Here is a 26,876-nt window from a genome sequence, read left to right on the forward strand (position 1 = left end):
TATTAAATATCAACAAGTTATAAAACATGGCACAAGCTGTGCTCTACCTATATCAAAGACACACAATTTAACGGGCCCTATTTCAGAACAGCTCCACTACCCGCTCTGTAAACTGCCCGAAACAGGACAACAGCGTCCGAAGCTTCCGATTAAAGCGACAGCTCCGGGCGCTTTTTTTTTGCTTTAAAAATTTTCACTTTTACTAAGAGGCAACCAATATGAGTGATACCTCCAAACTTAATATCTTTTCCTTTACCGGAAAGATGAAGATCCTGCATTTCAGCTGGATCGCTTTCTTCATCACTTTCTTCGTCTGGTTCAACCATGCCCCGCTACTGGGCGCTATTGCTGAATCGCTGGGGCTAACCACGTCAGAGATCAAAACCCTGCTTATTCTTAACGTCGCGCTGACTATTCCAGCGCGGATAATAGTCGGTATGCTGACCGACAAGTATGGTCCGCGTATTACTTATGCCACCCTGCTTTTTCTGGCCAGCATCCCCTGCTTTATGTTTGCTCTGGCCGATAACTTTGCCGAAGCGGCAATTTCACGCTTCCTACTGGGTTTTGTCGGTGCCGGTTTTGTGGTCGGCATCCGCATGGTAAGTGAATGGTTTCCCGCCAATGAGCTGGGTACCGCTGAAGGTATCTACGGTGGCTGGGGCAACTTTGGCTCTGCGGCGGCGGCGATGAGCCTGCCTACGCTAGCCCTACTGTTCGGCGGTGAAGACGGCTGGCGTTATGCTGTCGGCCTGACCGGCCTGATCAGCCTGGTATTCAGCTTTATCTGGTACAAAAATGTAACCGATACGCCAAAAGGCTCAACTTACTTTAAGCCGAAAAAGATTGGCGGCCTTGAAGTGACCAGCAAAGGCGACTTCTACTTCCTTCTTATAATGAAGATTCCGATGTATGCCGCCCTCGCCCTGCTGACCTGGAAGCTATCTCCAGCCGGAGTCAACATTCTCAGCGATGTCGCTGCGTTGGCTATCTATGTCGCACTGGCAGTGATTTTTGTTTATGACTGTTACAGCGCCTATAACGTTAACCGTGAAATATTCATTACCCCGGTACCTGAAATTGAGCAGTATAAATTTAAGCAGGTAGCTGTGCTGAATATCCTCTACTTTGCCACCTTCGGCTCTGAACTGGCGGTGGTTTCCATGCTGCCATTGTTCTTCGCCGATGTGTTTGAACTGGATATGGTGGTTGCTGGCCTGCTAGCCTCGGCCTATGCGTTTATGAACCTGATGTCACGTCCTGGCGGCGGCTGGATCAGCGACCGTTTCGGGCGCAAGAAGACCTTGCTCATACTGACTGCTGGACTGTCGGTAGGTTATGCCGTGATGTCGATGATCGATAGCAGCTGGCCTATTGTTGTTGCTGTTGCTGCGGCAATGGCCTGTTCTTTCTTCGTTCAGGCCGGCGAAGGCGCAGTCTTTGCCGTAGTACCGCTAATCAAACGCCGCCTCACTGGCCAGGTTGCGGGTATGACCGGAGCTTACGGTAATGTGGGCGCCGTGTTCTACCTCACCGTACTTTCCATGGTTAGCTACCAAACCTTCTTTATGGTTATCGCGGCTACCGCCGTTCTGGGCTTCATCACTCTGTTATTCCTGGAAGAACCTAAGGGTCATATTGCTGAGGTAAACGAAGACGGTACCGTTGAGCTGATCAGCGTTACCTGATCAACCCATGATTTACGCTATGAGTCTTCCCTTATAACTCCCTTATAAAAATGGGGAACCTGATAGCTGCCCTACTTCAGTAGAGCAGCTATCGTCTGTTTTAAAAAGCGTTACAGGCAGGTAAATGATGACAGCAAAAGCGAGCATTAACAGAGGCACCAATAACGCACTTCAGGTGCGTTTTGGTGGTTATTCAACCGCTGGCAAGAAAGCACTTAATCAGGATGCCTTTGCCGCACATCTGCCTAAAGACAACAGCAGCCTCTTTAAAGGTGCGGTTGCTGCTATCGCAGACGGTGTAAGTAGCTGTGAAGACTCTCATATAGCCAGCCAGACATCGGTCACCAGCTTTATTGAAGACTACTTCAGCACCCCCGAAAGCTGGAGTGTAAAACAATCGGTATCCCGCATCATGACCGGGTTAAATAGTTGGCTGTATCAACAGAACAGCGGACTGCCAATGCACCGTGACAGTATGCTAACGACGTTTTCAGCACTGATCATCAAATCCAGTACTCTTTATGCTTTTCATGTTGGCGACTCACGGGTCTATCACTATCAAAGTGGACAGCTGGAACAACTGACCACCGATCACACCCGAACAGAACGGGGGCGGAGCTACCTGGCACGCGCCCTGGGAGCAGACCGCCACCTGGATGTCGACTTTTCGCAGCATGACCTGAAAGCTGGCGATCTGTTGATGCTCAGTACCGATGGCGTGCACGAATTCCTGAGCAACAAAGAGATAAAAAGCCATTTAAACCAGGCAACCGAAACAAACCTTGAATCTCTGGCCCGTAATCTGATTGAACAGGCTCTTGCAAACGGCAGCGATGATAACCTGACTGTACTTTTAATCAGCATCGATCAGTTACCCGCCGAAACACTGGATGAAACCCACCGCAGGCTGACTCAACTTCCTATTCCACCAGTTTTGAAGGTGGGAAACAGGATCGATGACTATGAGGTTCTGGAGGTTATATTCAGCGGTACCCGCAGCCATATGTATAAAGTCAGAGATCTGACATCAGGTGAAATTTATACTCTCAAAGCCCCATCCACCAATTTTACCGATGATCCTGTTTATCTGGATGGTTTCGTCCGCGAGGAGTGGGTTGGGCAAAAAATTGATCATCCCAATGTGATGAAGACCTTTAAGCCTGCAAGAGAAAAACAATTTCTCTATTATCTGGGCGAGTATATTGAAGGCATTAATCTGCGACAGTGGATGGATGATCATCCTAAGCCAGCGCTAGAAGAGATCCGTCCCATAATTCGCCAGGCGATTAAAGGGCTTCGTGCATTTCAGCGACAGGATATGGTGCATCAGGACCTTAAGCCAGAAAATATCATGCTTAACCGTGACGGCCAGATTAAGATCCTCGATTTCGGTACCGTTCTGATTGCAGGCGTCAGCGAGCTGGGTACGCCACTGGACAAATCGATACCCCAGGGTTCAGTAAACTATATCGCACCGGAATACCTGATGGGAGAACGGGGCAGTTTTCGTTCTGATCTTTTCTCACTGGCGGTAATAAGTTATGAAATGCTCACCGGCACTCTCCCTTTTAAGGAACAACCAGTAAAACAAGTCAGCATCGATAACTATGGCGAGTTACAGTATCTGCCGGCCCTGCATCAGCGCAAGGACCTGCCACTGTGGATGGAAGGTTGCCTGAAAAAAGCCCTGCAACCTAACCCGATACATCGCTACCAGGCACTGTCAGAATTTATTCAGGATTTCAGCTCACCTAACCAGACGCTTGCACAAGGAATCAGCAAGCAACCCCTCATTAGTAAAAACCCTCTACTGGTCTGGAAAGCTCTCAGTGTCATTTTGTTAGCCGCCAACCTGCTTCAACTGGCCAACAGTCTTTACCATTAAACAGGCTATTCTTCGGCGCCAGGCTTTACAGAGCGTTCGCGCTCTTACTTCGATGATTAAACTGTATAAAGCCCTTTGCTTTCTCCAGTCTTCCAACCTGATTTACCTTTACTGCAGACTATAACCGTCAGCCAGCACCAATGGGGTGCGTACTGCTCAGACTCACAGCCTTTTGGTGCGCAATAAAACAAGATATATGGTTTTAACTTGAGCAAAGAAAGACAAAACTAAAGTTAAAGCTTTGATTTATAAGAAACTTTAATCTTTATGGCACGTCCCCTGCTATATATAACCTGTCTATCAAAGGGAATGTGTGAATAAATCTGTTACACCTCTGGCTTTCAGAGAGAATGGAGATCAAGGCAACAATTACAAACATACTGGTTGTACGTTGAAAATTGTTAACGCAGAACTCTGATCTCTCTGAATGCCCCCTTCTTTTTATAAGAAGGGGCTGGCTCTAGAACGGTCATCTACATTGTCAGACAGTTTGAAAAGGTCTAGACATTTCTCTGCACTGTCTTTCGCGCAGCTGACCGTTCTATAACCCGCAGAGAACATAACGGACTTATTCAAACCTTCCCCGGACTTCTCATATTTATTTGGACAATGGCGTCCACCCCAGGTACTACGCACCCGTGTACCCAGGAGTGGTACGCCATTTTTTTTGGAATTTTGTCATGACTAAACCACACCTCATCATTATCGGTAATGGCATGGCCAGCGGCCGGTTACTGGACGAGATTCTAAAGCGGAATTCTGAGCAATACCGTATCACCGTATTTGGCGCTGAAGGCTGCGGTAACTACAACCGGATTATGTTGTCTCCGGTATTAGCCGGAGAGATGACCAAAGATGAAATCATCACCCACTCAAAGGAATGGTATCTTGACCAGGGTATCACTCTGCACAGTGGTGACCCTATCACCACTATCGATCACGATAAGCAATGCCTTACCAGTCTGGCAGGCACAATATTCAGCTATGACAAGCTGGTGCTGGCAACAGGCTCACAACCCATTATTCCAACCGCAGCAAAAAACACCGGCCTCAGTGGTATTTGTAGCTTTCGTAACCTGAAAGATGTTGATCAGATCCTGAGTCAGGCTTCAGTTTCTCGCCACGCCACGGTGCTTGGCGGCGGACTACTGGGTTTAGAAGCAGCCTCAGCGCTACGCCAGTCCGGAATCGAGGTAACCGTTGTACATCGCGGCCAATGGCTAATGAACCGACAGCTCGACGAATGTGCCGGTAAATTGCTACAAAATGAACTGGAAGCCAGAGGTATCAAGGTATTACTTAACGCCGAGGCCATTAAATTTTCCGGTGAGAGCTCTGACTGTACAGGCCCTGAAGTGCCAGTCCCAGACACTAAGCCTTTAACACATATCTGCCTCGATAATAATCTTAAAATCGCAACCGATATGGCGGTTATCGCCATCGGCGTTTCACCCAATCACAGCCTGGCGAAATCCAGCGGTATCGAATGTGAACGGGGTATTTTAGTTAATCATCAGCTGCAGAGCTCTCACCCGAATATTTATGCTCTGGGAGAATGCACCCAGTTTGGCAAACACACCTTTGGACTGGTAGCCCCCTTATGGGACCAGGCCGGAATTCTGGCTGATCAGCTAACCGAAGGAACTGCTAGCCGCTTCAGCGTAAAACCCTGCGCAACAAAATTAAAAGTGTCAGGAATAAACCTGTTTTCGGCGGGAGAGTTTATCGATGCCGAAGACACTCAGTCCCTTACCTGTCACGACCCTAAACAAAACAGCTACCGGAAATTACTGTTTCGGGAACAAAAACTGGTTGGCGTCGTACTGTACGGATTGGTACATGATGGCAACTGGTATTTTGACCTGATACAGCAACAAAAGCCTGTGCAACACATGGTGCCTGATCTGATTTTTGGCAAGCAATATTGCAGCTTCGAATCAACCCCCGGATCAAGCCCCCGCTTAAACCCGGAACCAGCTTCCCCATTAATTTCACAAGGTACTGATACACCCCCTTCCGTACCAAAAGCCAGCCTGGCAACAGGAGTTATTCAATGAGTAAAACTAAATTAGTCGTCGCCGGTAACGGCATGGTAGGCCATCAGTTTCTGCAAAGCATCGCAGACAGCGGCCAGCTGGAACAATTTGAGATCACCGTATTTTGTGAAGAAACCCGTCTGGCATACGACCGGGTCCATCTGAGCGCCTATTTTTCAGGTTCCAGTGCCGAAGATCTGGCAATGGGCGATGCAGAAATGTATCGCAACTGGGGACTGAATGTGCTGACTGGCGAAAAAGTCAGCGCTATCGATCGTGATAATAAATCTGTGACCACGGATAAAGGCACTGAGCTTGCCTACGATAAACTGGTACTGGCCACTGGATCATTTCCTTTTGTACCGCCAGTACCCGGACATGACCGTCAACAGTGCCTGGTATACCGCACCATCGACGATCTCGATGCCATTGCAGCCGTGGCAGAAAAATCTAAAGTTGGCGTCGTGGTAGGTGGCGGGCTACTGGGTCTTGAAGCTGCTAAAGCACTGACGGACCTGGGGCTAGAGACCCATGTAGTTGAATTTGCACCACGCCTGATGGCCGTGCAGCTGGACGATGGTGGTGGTGCAATGCTGCGCCACAAGATCGAAGAGCTGGGCGTAAAGGTTCATACCGAGAAAAACACTCAGCTGATTGACGATGGTGAAAACCACTTCCATAAAATGAACTTTGCCGATGGCGAAGTACTGGAAACCGACCTTATTCTATTTTCTGCCGGTATTCGCCCAAGAGACGAACTCGCCCGTCAGTGCGACCTGGAAACCGGTGAACGCGGTGGTATTGTCATCAATAATCAGTGTCAAACCTCTGATCCGGATATTTATGCGATCGGTGAATGTGCACTATGGAATAAACAGATATTTGGCCTGGTCGCGCCGGGTAACCAGATGGCCAAAGTGGCGGTGACACACCTTATCGAAGGCTCTGGTAGTTTTACCGGTGCAGATATGAGCACTAAGTTAAAACTGATGGGTGTCGATGTCGCCAGTATTGGTGATGCCCATGGTCGGACTCCGGGCAGCCGTAACTACACCTTTATTGACGAGCAGACCGAAGTCTATAAAAAGCTGGTGGTCTCCGAAGATAATAAACTATTACTCGGTGCCATTCTGGTTGGCGATGCAGAAGAGTACGGTACATTACTGCAGTACATGCTTAACGGTATCCATCTACCGGAATTCCCGGATAGCCTGATTCTACCCAACCGGGGTGACGATCAACAGACGGGGCTGGGGGTTGCAGCCCTGCCGGAGACAGCCCAGGTCTGTTCTTGCCACGACGTGACTAAAGGCGATGTCCGCGCCGCTATCGATGGCGGCTGCTGCACCATCGGTGATGTTAAGGGTGCCACTAAAGCGGCCACCGGCTGTGGTGGTTGTGCAGCACTGGTAACAGATCTGGTTAACCATGAGCTGGAAGAGCTGGGTATCGAAGTCAATCGTGATATCTGTGAGCACTTTCCTCATACCCGGCAGGACCTTTACAACCTGATTCGGGTAGAAGGTATTCGAAGCTTTAGCGAACTGCTAGCTAAGCATGGCCAGGGCCATGGTTGTGAAATTTGTCGCCCGGCTGTTGGTAACATTCTGGCCTCTTGCTGGAACGACTACATTCTCACGGAGAGCAATGTCAGCCTGCAGGATACGAACGATACCTTCATGGCAAACATGCAAAAAGACGGTACCTATTCGATTGTTCCCAGGGTACCCGGCGGTGAGATCACTCCCGATAAGCTGATCGCACTGGGCCAGGTAGCGAAAAAATATAACCTCTACACCAAGATAACCGGCGGTCAGCGGGTTGACCTGTTTGGTGCGCGCTTAGAGCAGCTGCCACCTATCTGGCAGGAACTGATAGATTCCGGTTTTGAAACCGGCCACGCCTACGGTAAGTCTTTGCGTACCGTCAAATCCTGTGTTGGCAGTACCTGGTGCCGTTTTGGTGTTGATGACAGTGCCGGACTGGCAATAGAGCTAGAGGATCGATACAAGGGCCTTCGCGCACCACACAAAATTAAGTTTGCTGTATCCGGTTGTACCCGTGAATGCGCCGAAGCCCAGAGTAAGGATATTGGCGTCATCGCCACGGAAAATGGCTGGAACCTTTATGTGTGTGGTAATGGCGGCATGAAACCCCGCCATGGTGACCTGTTTGCCACCGATCTCGATAAAGATACCCTGATTCGTTACATCGATTGCATTCTGATGTTTTACATCAAAACCGCCGATCGTTTACAACGAACCTCTGTCTGGATGGATAATCTGGAAGGCGGATTAGACTACCTGCAACAGGTCATTATTAATGACTCCCTCAGTCTGAATGACGAGCTTGCGGAGCAGATGAAGCAGGTAATTGAAAGCTATCAGTGTGAATGGAAAACCACACTGCAGAGCCCTGAAGCCCTGAAGCGTTTCCGTCATTTCGTCAATTCAGAAACCAGCGATGACAACATCGTTTTTGTTGAAGAGCGGCAACAGATTCGCCCTGCCCGTCTGGACGAAAAGGCTGAACTTATCGCTCAACCGATCAAGATGGTCAGCTAAGGAAACCGGAGAATATTATGACTAGCTCAACCCACTGGACAACCGTATGCAAGCAAACAGATCTGGTCCTGGATTCAGGCATCTGCGCTCTGGTTAATGAGATACAGGTTGCCCTGTTTTGCCTACCAAGCCAAGACGCGGTATTTGCTATCGCTAATACCGACCCTTTCAGTCAGGCGAATGTGCTGTCACGAGGATTAGTTGGCTCCTTAGGAGAGGACCTTGTCGTGGCCTCCCCGGTATACAAACAGCACTTCTGCCTGCGCAGCGGCCGCTGCTTTGAAGATGAGTCTCAGAGTATTTCAAGCTGGCCCGCCCGTATAGAAAATGGAAATGTAGAGATCCTGATCTGACTTCGCCCATTAATAATGCCTGCCATAAATAGTGTATCCCGGTTTGCTCAACCGGGCTGACCTGGCCATTAAATTTTTGTCTCCACCCCCGCTCTAAGGAAGCCAACCATGAACGCATCGGTTAAGCCAGATAGCTGTACTGTTTCAACAACCTGCCCCTATTGTGGTGTCGGTTGTGGTGTTACAGCTAAGGTAGAAAATAATCAGTTGATTGCGGTCAGTGGCGATAAACAACATCCTGCCAACCGGGGCAAGCTCTGCGTAAAAGGCTCAGCACTACATGAAACAACCAGTCATAGTGGCCGCTTACTTGAACCTCAGATAAACGGCCAACCAGTCAGCTGGGATCAGGCTATCAATAAAGCGGCTCAGGGCTTTAACAAAGTTATCGAACAGTATGGACCGGACTCCGTCGCCTTTTATCTGTCGGGTCAGCTACTGACCGAAGACTACTATGTCGCCAATAAGCTGATGAAAGGCTTTATCGGCTCCAGTAATGTAGATACTAATTCTCGTCTCTGCATGTCTGCGGCTGTCACCGCTCATAAACGCGCCTTTGGTGCGGACCTTGTACCCGGCTGCTATGAAGATCTGGAACTGGCAGACCTGGTGATACTAGTAGGCTCCAATACTGCCTGGACACACCCGATCGTTTATCAACGTATTGTCGCAGCCAAAAAGAAACGTCCACAAATGAAAATTGTGGTGGTAGATCCTCGCCGCACAGCAACCTGCGATATTGCAGATCTTCACCTTGCCCTGAAGCCCGGTAGTGACAGCTACCTGTTTACCGGTCTGTTAAGCTATTTGGCTGATAATAACGGACTGGATACTACGTATATTGCTAACCATATCCAGGGCTTTAATGCGGCACTTAGTGCCGCTCAGGAAGCGACCCCCAATACTTCAGAGGTAGCAAAGCACTGCAACTTAGATCCCGATGATCTGCAACAGTTTTACAACTGGTTCTGCAACATCACAAAAGCAGTGACCCTTTTCTCACAAGGTATTAACCAGTCAGCAACGGGGGCCGATAAAGGCGATGCTATTATCAATTGCCATCTGGCCAGCGGTAAAATTGGCAAGCCCGGTGCAACACCTTTCTCTATTACAGGACAACCTAATGCAATGGGCGGTAGAGAAGTTGGAGGACTGGCTAATCAAATTGCTGCGCATATAGATTTCAGTGAGCCAGGTAACAGCAAGCTGGTCGAAACGTTCTGGCAAGCACCTAACATGTCCCATAAAGAAGGCCTGAAAGCCGTCGATATGTTTAACGCTGTCAAAGACAGAAAGATCAGAGCCATCTGGATTATGGGCACCAATCCCGTGGTTAGCATGCCGGACTCAAACCTGATTCAAAAAGCATTACAACAATGCGAACTGGTTGTAGTCTCCGATTGTGTCGAAAAAACTGATACTACTATGTGCGCCGACATCCTGTTTCCGGCAACCAGCTGGGGCGAAAAGAACGGCACAGTGACCAACTCTGAGCGGACGATATCACGACAGAAAAGTTTTTTGATGGCGCCAGGTAAAAGCCGTCATGACTGGCAGATCATCTGCTCCATGGCACAAGCAATGGGCTTTAAAAACGGTTTCAATTTCACCGATCCTGCGCAGATTTTTACTGAACACGCCGCACTTTCCGGCTTCAAAAACGAGGGCAAACGGCTCTTTAATATATCCGCCCTCAGTACTCTGTCAGAACAGCAGTACGATCATCTGGAACCGGTTCAATGGCCCGCTGTCAGCACTACAAAAAGTAGTCCTAGGTTATTTACTGATGGAAAATTCAATACGCTGTCTGGTAAGGCATTAATGGTTACCGTGCGTCCAACGCTACCTGTCAATCAGGCTAGTGCAGAGTACCCATATATTTTAAACACCGGGCGTATCCGGGACCAGTGGCACTCAATGACCCGTACAGCTAAAGCGATAAAGCTACTCAGACATATTGAACAGCCTTTCATAGAGATTTCTCCAAGTGATGCTGACCACCTGAACATTCAGACAAATGCATTGCTTGAGGTCAGTAATGCGCTGGGGCACTGTGTAGCAAAAGCGAAAGTGACGGCTGAGCAACAACCCGGCTCTGTATTTATGCCCATCCACTGGAATAACCGTTACGCTGCAGCCGCCAGGGTCGGTAATCTGGTGCCGCCCATACGGGGAAGAGTATCGGGTCAGCCCGAAAGCAAGCACGCCCCGGTGAAAATTAATAAACTTAACACAGCCTGGCAAGGCATACTGATCTGTAACCAGGAGCTGTCTGATTTACCTTGTGAATACTGGTGCAAAATCCCGCTCAAACAGGGTTACCGCTATGAACTGACTGGCACATCCCTGCCTGAAAACTGGCAACAATGGATCAGCTCGGTGGTTACAACCAGTTCCGATACTATTACTTTAAGCTCAACCGGAGATTATCGTAAGATCAGTTTTATTGATAACAAGCCTGAATTAATTTTCTTTAGCTCTACTGAGTATCTGCCGAATGCAAACTGGCTGTGTAAAGAGTTCAATGAAGAGATCACTACTCCAGCCCAGCGAATGGCGCTGCTGGCAGGAAAACCGATAGATAACAGCGATGATTGCGGTTCGGTTATCTGTAGCTGTTTTGAAGTGGGAGAGAAAACGATCCGTCAGGCTATTAACAAAGGCGCAAATAGTACAGAAAAACTAGCCGAGCAACTTAAGTGCGGCAGCAACTGCGGTTCCTGCCTGCCAGAAATCAAAGCGATGCTCGGATAACGTCCAGATAACCGTTGTCCCAGGCAACACAGGCCCAGACTATCCAGGTCATATTCAACATCATGAATACTGCTGCGGAGCCCATATCTTTGGCACGCCCGGCCAGTTCATGGTACTCAGGCCCCCAGCGATCCACGACCGCTTCAAGCGCTGAGTTAACGATTTCAAATGTCAGAACAAAAATACAACAGCTAATGAGTAGCGCTAGCTGCAGACCTGACTCCGCTAGCCAGAACGCGGCGGGAATAACAATCGGCAGCGCAGCAACTTCATAGCGAAAAGCCGGTTCTTCCCGCCAAGCAGCTCTAATACCTTGCAACGAATATTTAGTCGCATAATAGAATCGCTTTAAACCCGTCTGTTTAATCGGTTGCATGTGATGAATAACTTTTGATTTGAGAAGCCCGCATTAAAACATGAAAGTTATAAGCTTACTATTACCTTGCTCTCCTGACTTTATACCGGCCAGCGAACATGCAAAATGCAAAGCATTACCTGTGTGATTATCACAGGGAGATGTGATCTGAGGCCCAGAACAAACACTCACAACCAGAGTAAAAATCATCATCAAGCGCTTGAGAAGCGTTAACATTGGAACTGATTCAGCTGCGGTATAGCAGGAGGTACTTTTCTTGCGGCTTCGCCCCGAAAATAGAGCCACTGGTGCTTTCTATCTCAGAGACAAAACCCGCCAACTTTTACCTAAATCCCTCAAGAGCGCAACGGATTCAAAATTATTCAGTCTGAACCATTTAAAAAGGACCTAACTGCACTATTCGCAACTATCCCAGTTTAAGTTTTTACTATTTCAGTGCTATAGTGCACGGGTGATTCACTTTCGTGTAAGCACTTTTATATCTCCTGTTGTGAAAGCACTTACACTGATAGTTTCACCCCCTCCACGGATGTATTTAATCTGTTGAATGTTGAACAGATGCAGTAAGGATTATTGAGTTTTATCTGGAACAAACTTTATTTTGATGAATAATAGTGAAGTAGATAATCAACTGGGCACTCTAAGCCTGGAACAGCTAAATAGCTTGCAGGAAAAATTAAAACTGAAAGCCGCTGAAAAGAAACAGGCGATTAAGGCCGCAAGCAAAGTACCACCGCGTAGCCAGTCTGACATAGAAAAATTAGCCGAACTTCAGGGTCTTGACCTGAGCGGTCTGATGCGGGAAATATCTAAGCGATAACCCCATTTACGATTCATTGATATTTTAAGTAAGCAGGCAGATGTCCGACTACTCTTCAGCTCCCCTAAAACGCACATTTTGCGTTGCCCCGATGATGGAATGGACCGACCGCCATTGTCGCTACTTTCACCGCCTGATCAGCCAGAACGCTGTGCTCTATACAGAGATGGTAACTACTGGAGCACTTATTCATGGCGATAATGAGCGTTTCCTCCGTTTTAATCCCGAAGAGCAGCCTGTCGCACTACAACTGGGCGGCAGTAATCCTGAAGATCTAACCCGCTGTACGCGCATGGCTGAAGATTTTGGTTATAACGAAGTTAACCTTAATGTTGGCTGCCCGAGCGACCGGGTACAGAATAATATGATCGGTGCCTGCCTGATGGCACACCCTCAACTAGTTGCCGAGTGCCTGTATAAGATGCAACAAGCCGTTGCTATCCCTGTGACGGTCAAACACCGTCTGGGAATCGATGATATGGACAGCTACGAACAGCTGTATCAGTTTGTCGCCACGGTCAGTGAATCAGGCTGTAAAACCTTTATCATTCATGCAAGAAAAGCAATACTCAAAGGCTTAAGCCCCAAAGAAAATCGCGATATCCCGCCTTTGAAATATGAATGGGCTTATAAGATAAAGCAAGAATTCCCTGATCTTGAAATCCTGATCAATGGCGGTATTAAAACATTAGAAGAGTGTCGCACTCATTTGCAACATACCGATGGTGTGATGGTGGGTCGGGAAGCCTATCATAACCCTTATATGATGGCCGAAGTGGATGCCCTTTATAATCCAGACGCAGCCACTAAAAGCCGTATTGAAATTATTGAACAGATGTACCCTTATATAGAGGAGCAACTGCGTCAGGGGGTATTTCTGGGCCATATGACCCGCCACCTGCTTGGACTGTTTCATGCTCAACGCGGTGGCCGTCAGTTCCGCCGTTATCTGAGTGAGAATGCCCATCGCACTGGTGCAGATGTGGATGTATTGAAGCAAGCTGTTGCTAAAGTTACCGAATAAGACAAGATTACAGGAAGACTATTTATGGAAAGCCAGCTGGATCAGCTAAAAAAGATGACAACTATTGTCGCCGACACAGGTGATATTGAAGCTATTCGTCAGTTAAAACCGGTTGATGCGACAACCAATCCCTCTTTATTGCTAAAAGCCAGCCAGGATCCTGCATATCACCCTTACCTTGAGCAGGCAAAAGCCTGGGCACTCACTCAGGGTGGCAGCAGCAGTGAGCAGCTAACCAATATGACCGACAAACTGGCTGTTCTGGCCGGCTGTGAAATTCTGTCGCTGATTCCAGGTCGCATCTCAACTGAGGTGGACGCCCGCTTGTCTTTTGACACTTCAGCGTCGGTGGAAAAAGCCAAGAAACTGATCGGTTTATATAATGAAGCGGGTATCAGTAATGATCGTGTGCTTATTAAAATCGCATCAACCTGGGAAGGTATTGAAGCTGCACGCCAACTGGAAAAAGAAGGCATCAACTGCAATCTGACACTACTGTTCGGCTTCTCACAGGCTATCGCCTGCGCTGATGCTGGCGCGTTCCTCATCTCACCTTTTGTTGGCCGCATTCTTGACTGGTACAAAGCCAGCAGCCCTGAAGGCACTGACTTTTCAGGTGCTAAAGACCCAGGCGTACAATCGGTAAGCAAGATATTTAACTACTACAAAACCCACAGCTATGACACGGTTGTTATGGGTGCCAGTTTCCGGAACAGCGAAGAGATTCGACAGTTAGCCGGCTGTGACCGTTTAACGATAAGCCCTGCGCTAATTACCGAACTAGCAGAGACTAACCTGCCACTTGATCAGAAGCTGTTTTCTGATAACCCGGTTTGTAGCGATAGCAAGTTAGAAAACAGTGAAACACTGTTCCGCTGGTCAATGAATGAAGACGCTATGGCGACTGAAAAGCTGGCCGAAGGAATCAGAAACTTTGCCATTGACCAGGCTAAGCTTGAACAGATTCTAAGCCGACTATAAACATATCAGTTCTACCTTAAGCTCCCCCGGCCTATCGGGGGAGCCCTCCTTTTACCCCCTCCACTCTTTCCTCTGCCGACCACCTACTGAATCGGGTACACCCGGTATAAGATCTTCAATTTTTACCACAAAAAACACAGAGAACTGTAAGAACACAGCACCCAAGGCACGTGTTAAGAATAGAGGGAAATTTAATTTAGAAGGTAATGGCGTGCTACTTTACGAAGCTAAGATAAGCCCGGTGTACGACTTTTTCAACCTCTGTGCTCTCGGTGATCTCAGTGGTGCAAACGCTTTTAAAGGAACGTCAATTATCACAGTACCCAAGGGGTATGCTAAGAACACATAAAAATACTAACTGAGTTTAAGTTAGCCAAAGTAAGTTAAGCTCAGAGTGAGCTTATCGGAAATGCACTACGTTCAAGCAATAAAAAGGGCTCTATGACATCCCGTCATGAGCCCTCACCAGCTTCCTTGCCGAAAGTCGCAATATCCCTTAGCGACTCTTTTGACTCTTTTAACTGTTATTAGCAGCTACTGCATCTCGTATCCCTGAGAAGCTTACAATCCGTTATTCCTGCAACAACAAATTTAGTTTAATACTCTCACCCTTTAAAACCATAGGAAATAGTCTTAAATTTCAAACACATAAAATGTGCCACAGGAAATGACATATCATTAAGCCAATCGCTTATAAAAAACATCAACAACAAAATCAGAACTGATCGTCATCGAACTCAGCTTCACCATCATTTACCAGAAACTCACGACGCTGCATATAAGCATCCCGCATAGCCGTATAGCGATCTCCCGTCAGCAACCCTTCAGCAGCCAGCAATTCGGCACGGGTATCGACTATACGCAGCGCATAAAGTTGATTTCGGGTAGGGATAGACTCAACCTCACCAACCGGGTCGACCATCGAGTCGGGTATTATTGCAATGCCATCACGGATATTTGATGGACCAAAAAACGGCAATACCAGGTAAGGCCCGGTCTCTACCCCCCAGTAACCGAGTGTCTGCCCAAAATCTTCTTTATGTTCAGGCAGCCCTACAGGTGTAGCTACATCAATAAGCCCCGCTAAGCCAAAGGTACTATTAAATACTACCCGCGCAAAATCCTGTGCTGCCGCCTCACCTTTTAACTGCAATACATTATTGAACAAGCTACCCACATCGGCCAGGTTGCCAAAAAAATTACCCACACCGGCCTCAACAATATCCGGTGTTACCCGCTGATAACCCTGAGCAAGTGGCTTCAACGCATAGCGGTCAAGACCGTCATTAAAACTAAATACAGTGCGGTTAAACCCTTCCCAGGGGTCAGTCTCACTTTCAGCCAGAACCAACGGAGAGGCCAGCGAGAAGACCAGAAAATATATGACAGCGATAAATGGTATTTTAATTAAGCGCATAAACAAACTCTCTAAAACACTGAGTAGATATAGTGCTATAGAAACGAGATTAGTTCGAGGAAAAAATACTCTAAATATGTATTTTTAAAAATTGGATTAAGTGAATTTTTACAATAAAAAAGGGACCCAAAGGTCCCTTTCTTCAACTCAGGTAAAAGATCTTAGAAAGATACTTTGTAACCCAGAGTGATTGTCTTACCGTCGTCACCGTCAACACCGTTACGGTTAGTAGTCTTAGACCACTCAGCGTAAGCAGAAGCGCCAGTAGCCAGTGCGTAAGAAGCTTTCACACCAGTAGTCTTAGCTTTTTCAGCACCTTCGAAGTCGTCCTGAACGTGGAATGCGTACAGATCAGTAGCACCCAGGTCGTAACCAGCAGCCAGACCCAGAGTAGTATCGAACTTATCACCATCGTCTTCGTACTTAGTGTATACACCAGTCAGAGACAGAGCGTCGATAGCGTAACCCAGTTTCAGACCGATTACAGTAGAATCGTCGTCACCGCCAGTACCTTTTTCATTCGCGTAACCCAGGTGAGCCTTTACACCAGCCATAGCGAATTTAACACCTGCCAGCCATGCATCAGCAGTGTTCTCATCAGCAGCGCCATCAGCGTTAGCAATAACACCAGCGTAAGCAGAGAAACCGCCCATGTCTGGAGTCATGTATGCAGCAGCAATGATCTCGTCAGATACCAGGTCAGCACCGCTACCAGCACCAGCTTCTTCAGAATCAGAAGTACCCAGTGAATCACCAGTTACATCGTTGATTGGGTTAGCAATCTTACCAGCAATCGCAGTACCGAAGTCACCAGACAGGTAAGCGTTAGCGTAAGTCAGTGAAGTAGCACCAGAACCCACTTCGTACTGGATCTGTGCGCCAGACGTCAGGCCTTCAGCTTCAGAAGAAGCAGACAGGTCGATGATTGCATCATCAATCTGGAAGAAACCTTTGTCGTTGTTAGCCAGTTCTTTATTGATATAGTCAACTGCAACAGCACCAGACAGAACAGCGTCAGCTTGTGCAACCATAGGTGCAGTCAGAGCACCAGCAACCGCCAGAGCGATAATAGACTTTTTCATTAACATTTCCCCTTCAATATTTAACATACTAGTAGTTAAACTTTTATTTCTTATTTACTTCGCGCCATCAACTGCGCTCAGCTACAAGAAAAATACTATAATTCAGAAATATTTCAATCAGTAAATTGAACTTTACCAAAATATTTCTGTCGAAGCGGCCAACTCAACTAAGAAACTGACCAATCCTTAAACCTTTATATCGCAGTTATTATTCATTTCTTTAGTTTCCCCTTAAATGCGTCTCTAAAATGAGACAATTAAGACTAAAAAACGTTAAATAATAACTACATTGAAATAAATTTGACGCATTACAGCATAGCAACTAACCCGGCGCAACTGTTTTATAAGGGATATTGCTGATAATTAACAGATTAATTACCCAATTTTACCAATACCTGATCTGAATCAGAATCATAACAAGAAATGGGCTACTTCCCCTTAGAATCGGTCGAAACCACCCGTCTGAATCGCTAAGCTTGCGAAACCTTATGCCACTGCTGTTTGAGTCGCTTCTCTGACACCGTCATTTTTGTACCTAGTTGCTGAGCAAACAACGAAACCCGGTACTCTTCTAATAGCCAGCGAAATTCTTCTAATGCAGGATTATAACGGTGGTGCTTTGAGTCCTGTTCAGCCTGTTTCTGATACTTCGACCAGAACTGCTGCAACTGCTCGCTCAACATGCGCTGCCGGGGCAGCTCACGCTGATACTTCTCTAATCGTACCTGAATACCATTCAGGTAGCGCGGCAGCTCTTGTAACTGCGCAACTGGCAGCTCTACCATAAAGCCTTGTCGAATTATCTGAGTTAGCTGCTGCTTAATATCGTTGAGGATAGTAACAGCCTGTAGATTAACCGAACCTGAAAGCTGTTTCTGGATATTGTGATATACAACGGCAATCTCAGCTAGCTGAGCCGCCCGGGTCTGAGTGCGATCACAAAACTCGGCTCGATGCTGCTCAAAGTACTGAGTAAAGGCTTGCTCAGATCTGAGCGCCAAGCCTGCCTGATCTATAAAAGTCAGCATAGCGCCACTCATTAAGCAGTCATCAAACAACTGATTTTTATTCTGCACTTTAGACAGGTACACCGCGCTTTGCTGAAAGCCTTTAAGATTAGTCTTAAGAAAGCGAACCTGCTGAGCCATTTGCAATAGGAACAGTCGAGCCAGTCCCCGCTGGTTCTCTTTAGCGGCCAGCTGTCGGTCTTCAAACACCTTCAGCTCAACACTGTCACCACAATCCTTTAATCCTGGATAGACCTCAACCTCTAAACCGCCCGCCTGTTTCAAGACTATTGCTTCGGGTAACTCGCCAAAATCCCAGCGTGTAATACCTTTCTTGCCCCAGCTTTCTGATGGAGCCTGAATCAACGCTTGCTGAGCCTGCTTACCGTACTGGCCTTGTAATTGCTCTAACCGACGGCCTTCAGCCACGGTTTTACGCTTTTCACCTGAGAGCTTGATATTAACCCGGTAATGATCATCCAACTCAACCTGGTTCAAATCATCAGCACTGATCCGTACACCAGTCATGCGCTTAAGATGTAACGCCAGCGCTTCATTCAATGAGCCCTCACCAAACACCGCCGCATCGATAAAGGCATCTACGTAATCTGGAATAGGCACGAAATTCTTACGCAGTGATTTTGGCAAACCCTTTAAAAGAGCAACACACTTCTCTTTAAGCATGCCCGGCACCAGCCACTGCAAGCGATCTTCCGGAATCTGATTAAGCAATACCAAGGGCGCATGCAGGGTTACGCCATCGTCTTTAGCGCCTGGTTCAAAGTGATAGCTAAGCTTAAGCGGAGCGCCATTCAGACTTATCTGCTCTGGATAACTATTATCGGTAATATGTTCAGCCGAGCGTTGTAATAAGTCCTGTTCCTGCATAAACAGGATTTTATTATCTTGCTGCTCAACGGTTTTACGCCAGCTCTCAAAACCGGCACCATTAACAACTTTCTCGCCTTTATTGTCGTGCAGCTTTTCAGTATAGAAATCAGCCAGAGTATCTTCATCAACCAACAGGTCTCGACGCCGGGTTTTCGCTTCCAGGTTTTCTATACTGTCTAGCAGATTACGGTTATGACCGTAGAACTTACCCTTAGTGTTAAACTGCCCTTCTACTAACGCAGAACGAATAAAAATCTGCTGGCTGACTTCAGGATCAATGGTGCCGTAATGAACATTACGCCCTGGGATAATTATCAGACCGTATAATGTCACTTGTTCCTGTGCGACTACTTGCGCTTTCTTCTTTTCCCAGTGGGGCTCCAGATAACTGCGTTTCACCAAGTGGCTAGCTAACTGATCGGCCCAGAGCGGATCAATACGGGCAATCATACGGGCATATAAACGACTGGTTTCAACAAGTTCAGCCGCCATAATCCATTTTGGTGCTTTTTTATAAAGCATGGAGCCGGGAAAAATATTGAAACGCCGGTTACGAGCACCCAGGTATTCTTTACCTTCCTGTTTAAATCCCAGATTACCAAGCAAGCCAGATAATAATGATTTATGCAGCGCCTCATAGCTGGCCGGCGCGGTGTTTTCTTTATAATCTAACTGGCGACAAGCCAGATGCAGCTGACGATGCACATCCCGCCACTCTCGCATCCGCATATAGGCCAGAAACTGCTTCTGGCAATATTTACGCAATTGATTCTGACTCAGTTCCTGGCGTTGCTCTTCGTACAGATTCCAGAGATTGATCAGGGTAACAAAGTCAGACTCTTCATCGGCGTATTCACGATGTTTCTGATCAGCAGCCTGTTGCTTGTCCATCGGTCGCTCACGGGGATCCTGCACACTCAGCGCACTGGCAATAATAATCATCTCACTGAGGCAATTATTCTTGGCTGCTTCTAACAGCATTCGGCCAATTTTAGGATCAACCGGCAGGCGACTTAGCTGACGCCCCAGCTTAGTCAGGTTATGCTTGCGGTCAACCGCACTCAGCTCTTGTAGTAATTTAAAACCATCATTGATGAAACGTGAGTCAGGCGGATCGATAAAAGGAAACTGATCGATAGCGCCAAGCCGCAGATTCAACATCTGCAGAATTACCGCTGCGAGATTAGTACGCCGTATCTCCGCATCAGTGAATTCAGGACGCGCATTAAAGTCTTCTTCAGAGTAAAGCCGGATACAGATACCTTCAGCAACCCGACCACAACGCCCCTTGCGCTGATTAGCACTGGCCTGGGATACCGGTTCTACAGGCAGACGCTGCACCTTAGAACGATAACTATAGCGACTGATACGCGCTAAACCCGGATCTATAACATAACGAATACCCGGTACTGTCAGCGACGTTTCTGCCACATTGGTCGACAGCACGATACGCCGCCCTGCCCCACGGGTAGAACTGAATATTTTATTCTGTTCTGCGACACTTAAACGGGCATACAAGGGCATCACTTCAATATGTTTCAGACGGCCTTGCTGTACGGCTTTACGTAAATAGTCGGCGGCCTCTCTAATCTCACGCTCACCGCTGAGAAAAACCAGAATATCACCCGCACCAGCTCTGCCTTGCTGCCGCTCCATTCGAACAAGCTCTTCAGCTGCACTGACAATACCTTCCGGAATACTTTTATCTGAGCCCTCATCAAGATCTTCTAAAGGACGGTAATGCAACTCAACCGGAAAGGTTCTGCCTGATACTTCGATAACCGGTGCATTATCAAAATGCCTTGAAAAGCGTTCCAGATCGATGGTTGCCGAGGTAATGATAACTTTAAGATTTGGCCTTTTAGCCAGAATGCGATGCAGATAGCCTAATAAGAAATCGATATTCAGGCTTCGCTCATGGGCTTCATCGATAATCAGAACTTCATAACGTTCCAGATAACGGTCATGCTGAGTTTCTGCCAACAAAATACCGTCGGTCATCAATTTGACCATCGTATTATCAGCGACCTGCTCGGTAAAGCGCACCTGATAACCGACAGTACTACCTAAGGTCGTTCCCAGCTCCTCTGCGATACGATTAGCAACGGTTCGGGCAGCTAGCCGGCGTGGTTGAGTATGACCGATCATACCGGTTTTGCCTAAGCCCAGCTCGAGACATATTTTAGGTAACTGAGTGGTTTTACCTGAACCGGTTTCACCCGCAATGATCACAACCTGATTTTCAAGAATCGCTTTCGCAATCTCATCACGCCGGCTACTAACAGGAAGGTCCGGATACACGATCACTGATTCAAACTGACGTCGGGCTACCTTCGCCTCAGATCGTTCCAGCAGTGATTCAACTTCCAACTGCAACTTATCCGCAGGTTTTTTTTCCCCCAGCCGACGCTGCAGCAACTGAATTTTTTTTCGCAGTTGAAAACGATCGGCTATCAGACAGTCGTCAAGACGGGTGTAAAGTTGCTTAATAGTGGCAGTCACAGTTTCGGAGTTCAGGATAGAGTTGGATGATGGCTGCGGGTCAGGAGTGACCAAAGCAGCGACTTAAAGGCTCCTGCACCCCTTCACGGAATACAATCATTTCGCCCGTTTGCAGCTTACGCCATTGTTCATTATCTGTCAGAGGCTCAGTCGCGATCACAGTCACAATATCATTAGGCGTAGTTTCTTCACAGAAATCGACGGTCAGCTCGGCATCCGTCAAACGCGCTCTGCCAAAAGGTGCACGTCGGGTAATCCAGGACAGCTTGGTGGTGCAATAAGCCAACAGATATTCAGATTCAGTCAGCAACATATTGAAGACGCCTAAAGCGCGCAACTGATCGGCACAACAATGAATCAGTTCTATTACTTCAGAGAAATTGTCCGGCCTTTGAGGGAACTGTTCACGCACCTGCCCTAACAGCCAACAAAAGGCATATTCACTGTCTGTTGTACCAATTGGATGATAATGGGTTAGCGGCAGATCAAAGAGTTTAGGATCTAACTGACCATTGTGGGCAAAGGTCCAGTGAAAGCCCCAGAGCTCTCGGGTAAACGGGTGGGTGTTTTCCAGACAGATGTTGCCAACATTCGCTTGTCGAATATGGCTGATCACCGTTTTACTTTTAATCGGATGGTTTTTAATCAGCCGGGCAATCTCTGAATCACAACTGGGCGCAGGGTCATGAAACGCCTGCAACCCCTTGCCCTCATAAAACGCGATACCCCAGCCATCTTTATGGGGTCCGGTTTCACCACCACGCTGCATCAAACCGGTAAAACTAAAACAGATATCGGTTGGAACATTAGCGCTCATGCCAAGCAGTTCGCACATAACTTAAGCTGATCCTTCTTCCGCATTCAGAGTTACTTTATCCGGCAGTGAATCAATCGCATCGACACCGGACTCTATTGTAGGCGCATGCTCAATTGCGCCGACCTCTTTCATACGACGTTCGCCAATAAAGTTACCTTCCGGATGAATAGCCATCACTTTACTGATAACAACAGCAACAACCTTGCCGCCCCGGTCTATTTCTAACTCATCACAAACAACTTCGCCTTCCAGCAAACCGCAAACTGAAATTTTATTGGCTTTAATCAGGCCGTGAACGTGGCCATTTTTACCGATAGAAATATTATCCAACGAGGTGATGTTACCTTCGAAGACACCATCGATATGCATCTTACCCACGATACTGGTATCACCGCTAAACTTGTTACCTTCAGCAATGATTGTTATTGCTGAGCCGTTTGCAGCGCCTGATTTAGCGGGTACATTTTTCTTAAGGAAGCCCATTTTACACCTTTAACATTTGAAAACAGCGAATCAAAGTTGCTTATATTCCATGCCACAAATGGCTCAGGATCAATCGGGGTGAACAGATGCCGTACTTCATAGTGAAGATGCGGACCCGTTGAAATGCCCGTATTACCGCTCAGACCGATTAACTGTCCTTTGCTGACGAAAGCGCCACTTTTAACTTTCAATTTACTCATATGTGCATAGTAGGTTTTAAACCCTAAACCATGCTGCAAAATAATCAGATTACCGAAACCACTCTTTTTATGATAACCAGAATATTCCACTACGCCATCCGCAGTTGCATAGATAGGCGTGCCTGTGTTCGCTTTAAAATCAAGACCGTTATGGCGCACACGTTTCTTATGCACCGGATGCATCCGCATACCAAAACGATCGCTCACCCGGATGCCCTGAATAGGCAAACCGTTAGGCAGGTTACTGAGAAAATAGAGCCGCTGACTTGCCAGAACCGTTAACTCATCTGCGCGATTGCTTGTCATCTCATCTGACTGAGGTAAGCCCAACAGATCTTCCAAACCGTACAAGCTGGCATCAAGGGTTTCGTTTAACTCGCCAATGCGCAGATTTTCTTCCTGTAACTTATCCCGCTCAAGCGTCAGGTCCTGCAAGGTACTGGATAGCTGGTTCAGTTGCCCTTTTTGCAATGCCTGAGTACCCAGTGTCAGTTCATACTGGCTGGTCAGGGTATCAATACCCTGTTCAAGATCATCAAGATCGTCGGTGGTTTTTACCAGTAACAGGTTAGACACAAAAAAACTGCAAATGGACATGACCAGAAAAAGGGCAAGCAAATACCGGGCTAACTGGCCAAGTGTATACTGGCGAGAACCCTGAGCAGTTGTTAATGTAATAACCAGTTTTTTCTGTAGCATTACCGGTAACCGAAATAAAGATCCAAAAAGCGTCGGGCGAATATACCTTTATTACGGCAAAAAGTCATAGAATCTCAGTGAAAAACACCCCATTTTATGACCTTTATCAGCCTGCTATTTAGCTCTCACCCTTATCTGTACCGCTCAGGCTGGGTGCTGCTGCAATGATACGATCAGCCAGTCTCGAGAATGGCAGACTCTGAACCCAGACAGTGCCAGTGCCCGACAATGTCGCCAGCCACAGTCCTTCGCCCCCCAGAAACATCGACTTCAAACCTTTAACCATTTCAATGTCATATTCTATACCTTCACTAAAACCGACCAGACAACCGGTATCGATACGCAAGGTTTCATTATTCAGTTCTTTCTTAACGACCGTACCACCCGCCTGAATAAAGGCCATACCATCGCCTTCAAGCTTTTGCAGAATAAAGCCTTCACCACCAAAAAACCCCGCACCAAGCTTACGGGAAAAAGCAACCGACAAGCGCGTGCCCAATGCCGCACAGATAAATGCATCTTTCTGGCAGTACAGCCGCTCACCGATCTGCGCCATATCCACAGGTACAACCATGCCCGGATAAGGTGCAGCAAATGCAACTTTACGTTTAGTCTCACCTTCATTATTAAAGTGCGTCATAAACAGTGACTCTCCGGTCACCATACGCTTACCTGCAGAGAACAGTTTAGAAAACATTCCCTGCTCCGGATCCGCACCATCCCCCATCTTTGTTTCAAAACCGATATCCTGCTCCATATAGTTCATAGAGCCCGCCTCAGCGATAACGGTTTCACCCGGATCCAATTCAACTTCCAGCATCGGCATTGAGCTGCCAATCACTTCATAATCCACTTTATGACATTTCATATTATCTTCCTTAATCCGACCCATTAATTCAGTACTGACAGAATAACTGTTTGTTTCACTAGCGAGAATCTACTTTATGACCTTTCATAGAGTTTTACTTATCCACCCCATTGTTTGAGCACTGGCAGTATGACCGCCAATGTCACTATCGATAATAATGTAGTCACCATAATGGTTGCCGAGGTTAGCGTCACCCGGGTTTGATACTGTTGCGCCAGCACAAAGACCATTGCCCCTGTAGGCAGGGAAGCCAACAGCACCGCACTGGCAGCCCAGAATGGATCTAACCCCACCGCGAGGGCTAAAAGGTAAGTAACTAAGGGGTGCAGAATAAGTTTAACCAGACTCAGCCAGGCAAGATCAAAACCGGCCCGCTTAACCTCAAGACCATACAACGACATCCCCAGAGCAAACAATGCCACAGGGGCAGCAGAAGGCGCCAACATATCTAAAGGCGTTAAAATAACAGCCGGCAGATTTAACCCCGAGATTGAAACAAGCATACCCAAAATTGGCGCCATCATAATTGGATTTTTAAGTAGCGCCTGAACCAGCAATTTTTTTAGTTTCTGCCAGATTCCTGCCTCACTATTCTGGATTTCTGACATCAGTGCCAATATCAGAATAAACACCAGATTACTGGCGAGAGTCGATATAACGACCGGTAACGTACCTCTATCACCAAACATGAAGTAGAAAATAGGCACACCCATATACACAGTGTTAGCCCATGCAGAATTCAGTGCTATTACAGTCCAATCCAACGGTTGTTCAAGGTTCAACCGCCGCCAGCATAGAAAAGACAATACTACCGCTAAGCATGAACCGCCCAGATAGACTGCGATAAAATCCCAACGTAATACACTGTCTATATCAACGCTGGCGGTCGACAGGAACATTAAAGCCGGCACAGCGATATAAAACACATAACTGTTCAGAGAACCGGCACTATGCTCCTCTAACAAACCATAACGACGACAGCCCCAGCCCAGTACCATCAGCAAAAATACCGGTATCACTATATCAAACAACAGCTGCATTAAAGCCTCTTAGTTATTACAAAAGAAGTTACAAAAGCCATGGAATAAACAGGCCCCATTGTTATCAATCTTTCACTATTTATCTAGAGCCATACCAGGTAACCAGTGTTAAGTTGTCCATACTGACTGCACTATCTTCTAACCCATAATAATAAGGGCGCCGGCAAGAGCACCCAATAAATTACGCATAAAGGACTCAAGAATGAGTAAACGAGAAGTAGTAGTACTAAGCGGTGTGCGCACTGCAATTGGTGGTTTTGGTGGCAGCCTCAAATCAAAGACACCCAGCGAACTGGCCAGCCTTTGTGTCAGCGAAGCAGTACAACGTTCAGGCGCTGAACCTGCAGATTTCGGTCACAGTGTATTTGGCAATGTAATCCACACCGAGCGTCGTGATATGTACCTTAGCCGCGTCGCTGCCGTTAACGGCGGTCTGCCGGTAGAGACCCCAGCGGTTACCGTTAACCGTCTCTGCGGTAGTGGTTTACAGGCAATTATTACCGCCACACAGCAGATTGAGCTGGGCGTTTGTGATGCGGCAGTAGCCGGAGGCTCTGAAGTAATGAGTCAATCCCAGTACTGGATGCCCAGTGCACGCTTTGGTCAACGCATGGGGGATGCTGCCATCGTTGATGCGATGGTAGGTGCGCTGACCTGCCCGTTCGACAACACACACATGGGTATCACCGCTGAAAATATCGCCGAAAAATGGCAGATCAGCCGTGAAGATCAGGACGCTCTGGCAGTACTGAGCCATAACAACGCTGAACGAGCCATTATTGAAGGGCGCTTTAAAGAGCAGATCGTTCCCGTAGAACTCAAGTCACGTAAAGGTGTAACGGTTTTCGATACCGATGAACACCTACGCTATAACTGTAAAACCGAGGATATGTCTAAACTGCGCCCGGCCTTCAAAAAGGATGGTTCGGTCACAGCAGGTAACGCTTCGGGCCTGAACGATGCAGCCGCCGCTGTGACGCTGATGGCCGCTGAAACAGCTCAAGCCAAAGGATTAAAGCCTATGGCCAGATTAGTAGACTATAGCTTTGCCGGTGTCGAACCCAAATACATGGGTATTGGTCCGGTACCCGCGGTGCGTAAACTCCTGGCAGATAACGAATTAAGCATTGGGGATATCGATGTCTGGGAGGTCAATGAGGCCTTTGCTGCACAGGCTCTGGCTGTTTGCCAGGATCTGGAACTACCCCAGGATAAGGTTAATATCAACGGTAGCGGTATCTCTTTGGGCCACCCTATCGGCGCCACTGGCGCTATTATCACTGTTAAAGCACTGCACGAACTGCAACGCAGCAACAGCCGCTACGCCGTAGTAACAATGTGTATCGGCGGTGGTCAGGGTATCGCTGCCCTGTTTGAACGCATTTGAGC

Annotated in this window: 19 protein-coding genes; 10 read left to right on the plus strand and 9 right to left on the minus strand. The window is 47.4% G+C overall.

The genetic code is table 11. The annotated features are described in order from the left end of the window. Window positions 1-218 precede the first annotated feature (218 nt). From EHS89_RS01905 to EHS89_RS01930, 6 genes are all read left to right on the plus strand, one after another. On the plus strand, window positions 219-1,688 hold the full coding sequence (locus EHS89_RS01905; RefSeq protein ID WP_124924410.1) for a NarK family nitrate/nitrite MFS transporter: 1,470 nt from the start codon (window positions 219-221) through the stop codon (window positions 1,686-1,688). A gap of 124 nt (window positions 1,689-1,812) precedes the next feature. Next, window positions 1,813-3,573: a bifunctional protein-serine/threonine kinase/phosphatase gene (locus EHS89_RS01910; protein WP_229753500.1), complete on the plus strand. Its 1,761-nt coding sequence runs from the start codon at window positions 1,813-1,815 to the stop codon at window positions 3,571-3,573. A 680-nt stretch (window positions 3,574-4,253) separates the two neighbouring features. Next, a complete protein-coding gene (locus EHS89_RS01915; RefSeq protein ID WP_124924411.1) occupies window positions 4,254-5,630 on the plus strand; it encodes an NAD(P)/FAD-dependent oxidoreductase in 1,377 nt (458 codons plus the stop codon). Then, a complete protein-coding gene (gene nirB / locus EHS89_RS01920) occupies window positions 5,627-8,173 on the plus strand; it encodes a nitrite reductase large subunit NirB (protein ID WP_124924412.1) in 2,547 nt (848 codons plus the stop codon). The genes EHS89_RS01915 and nirB overlap by 4 nt, the downstream gene beginning before the upstream one ends. A gap of 17 nt (window positions 8,174-8,190) precedes the next feature. Further along, entirely contained in the window at window positions 8,191-8,526 is a 336-nt protein-coding gene (nirD, locus tag EHS89_RS01925; RefSeq protein ID WP_124924413.1) for a nitrite reductase small subunit NirD, read from the plus strand. A gap of 108 nt (window positions 8,527-8,634) precedes the next feature. Next, window positions 8,635-11,280, plus strand: a complete 2,646-nt coding sequence (locus EHS89_RS01930; RefSeq protein ID WP_124924414.1) for a nitrate reductase — start codon at window positions 8,635-8,637, stop codon at window positions 11,278-11,280. Here the strand turns inward: EHS89_RS01930 and EHS89_RS01935 are convergent. Continuing rightward, window positions 11,261-11,656 carry a diacylglycerol kinase gene (locus EHS89_RS01935; protein ID WP_124924415.1) on the minus strand — a complete coding sequence of 132 codons (396 nt, stop codon included), beginning with the start codon at window positions 11,654-11,656 and terminating at the stop codon, window positions 11,261-11,263. The two genes, EHS89_RS01930 and EHS89_RS01935, sit on opposite strands and share 20 nt — an antisense overlap. A 604-nt stretch (window positions 11,657-12,260) precedes the next feature. On the opposite strand from EHS89_RS01935, the gene EHS89_RS01940 reads away from it, so the two are divergent. The 3 genes from EHS89_RS01940 to tal are packed head-to-tail and all read left to right on the plus strand — an operon-like array spanning window position 12,261 to window position 14,481. Then, window positions 12,261-12,476, plus strand: a complete 216-nt coding sequence (locus EHS89_RS01940; protein WP_124924416.1) for a hypothetical protein — start codon at window positions 12,261-12,263, stop codon at window positions 12,474-12,476. A gap of 40 nt (window positions 12,477-12,516) precedes the next feature. After that, window positions 12,517-13,500: a tRNA dihydrouridine(20/20a) synthase DusA gene (gene dusA / locus EHS89_RS01945; protein WP_124924417.1), complete on the plus strand. Its 984-nt coding sequence runs from the start codon at window positions 12,517-12,519 to the stop codon at window positions 13,498-13,500. Between the two features lie 24 nt (window positions 13,501-13,524). Further along, entirely contained in the window at window positions 13,525-14,481 is a 957-nt protein-coding gene (tal, locus tag EHS89_RS01950; protein WP_124924418.1) for a transaldolase, read from the plus strand. A 715-nt stretch (window positions 14,482-15,196) separates the two neighbouring features. On the opposite strand, the gene EHS89_RS01955 is transcribed toward tal, so the two are convergent. The 8 genes from EHS89_RS01955 to EHS89_RS01990 all read right to left on the minus strand — a co-directional run bounded on the left by EHS89_RS01955 (window position 15,197) and on the right by EHS89_RS01990 (window position 25,487). Next, window positions 15,197-15,898: an MlaA family lipoprotein gene (locus tag EHS89_RS01955; RefSeq protein WP_124924419.1), complete on the minus strand. Its 702-nt coding sequence runs from the start codon at window positions 15,896-15,898 to the stop codon at window positions 15,197-15,199. Window positions 15,899-16,059: 161 nt separating this feature from the next. Next, window positions 16,060-16,980, minus strand: coding sequence for a porin (locus EHS89_RS01960; RefSeq protein WP_170167385.1), 921 nt, complete (start codon window positions 16,978-16,980; stop codon window positions 16,060-16,062). 470 nt (window positions 16,981-17,450) lie between these two features. After that, complete coding sequence (gene hrpA / locus EHS89_RS01965) at window positions 17,451-21,380, minus strand: ATP-dependent RNA helicase HrpA (protein WP_124924421.1); 3,930 nt, start codon at window positions 21,378-21,380, stop codon at window positions 17,451-17,453. Between the two features lie 40 nt (window positions 21,381-21,420). Further along, on the minus strand, window positions 21,421-22,215 hold the full coding sequence (locus EHS89_RS01970; RefSeq protein ID WP_124924422.1) for a class II glutamine amidotransferase: 795 nt from the start codon (window positions 22,213-22,215) through the stop codon (window positions 21,421-21,423). Window positions 22,216-22,218: 3 nt separating this feature from the next. Then, entirely contained in the window at window positions 22,219-22,680 is a 462-nt protein-coding gene (locus EHS89_RS01975) for a bactofilin family protein (protein WP_124924423.1), read from the minus strand. After that, window positions 22,620-23,579: a M23 family metallopeptidase gene (locus EHS89_RS01980; RefSeq protein WP_124924424.1), complete on the minus strand. Its 960-nt coding sequence runs from the start codon at window positions 23,577-23,579 to the stop codon at window positions 22,620-22,622. Before EHS89_RS01980 ends, EHS89_RS01975 begins: the two co-directional genes overlap by 61 nt. A gap of 118 nt (window positions 23,580-23,697) precedes the next feature. Next, complete coding sequence (locus EHS89_RS01985) at window positions 23,698-24,447, minus strand: TIGR00266 family protein (protein WP_124924425.1); 750 nt, start codon at window positions 24,445-24,447, stop codon at window positions 23,698-23,700. 98 nt (window positions 24,448-24,545) lie between these two features. Then, window positions 24,546-25,487, minus strand: a complete 942-nt coding sequence (locus EHS89_RS01990; RefSeq protein ID WP_124924426.1) for an AEC family transporter — start codon at window positions 25,485-25,487, stop codon at window positions 24,546-24,548. 202 nt (window positions 25,488-25,689) lie between these two features. Here EHS89_RS01990 and EHS89_RS01995 point away from each other — a divergent pair, with 202 nt between their 5' ends. Beyond that, on the plus strand, window positions 25,690-26,874 hold the full coding sequence (locus tag EHS89_RS01995) for an acetyl-CoA C-acyltransferase family protein (RefSeq protein WP_124924427.1): 1,185 nt from the start codon (window positions 25,690-25,692) through the stop codon (window positions 26,872-26,874). The last annotated feature ends 2 nt before the right edge of the window (window positions 26,875-26,876 follow it).

Origin of the sequence: Amphritea balenae, assembly GCF_003858655.1 — a bacterium.
Classification (GTDB): domain Bacteria; phylum Pseudomonadota; class Gammaproteobacteria; order Pseudomonadales; family Balneatricaceae; genus Amphritea; species Amphritea balenae.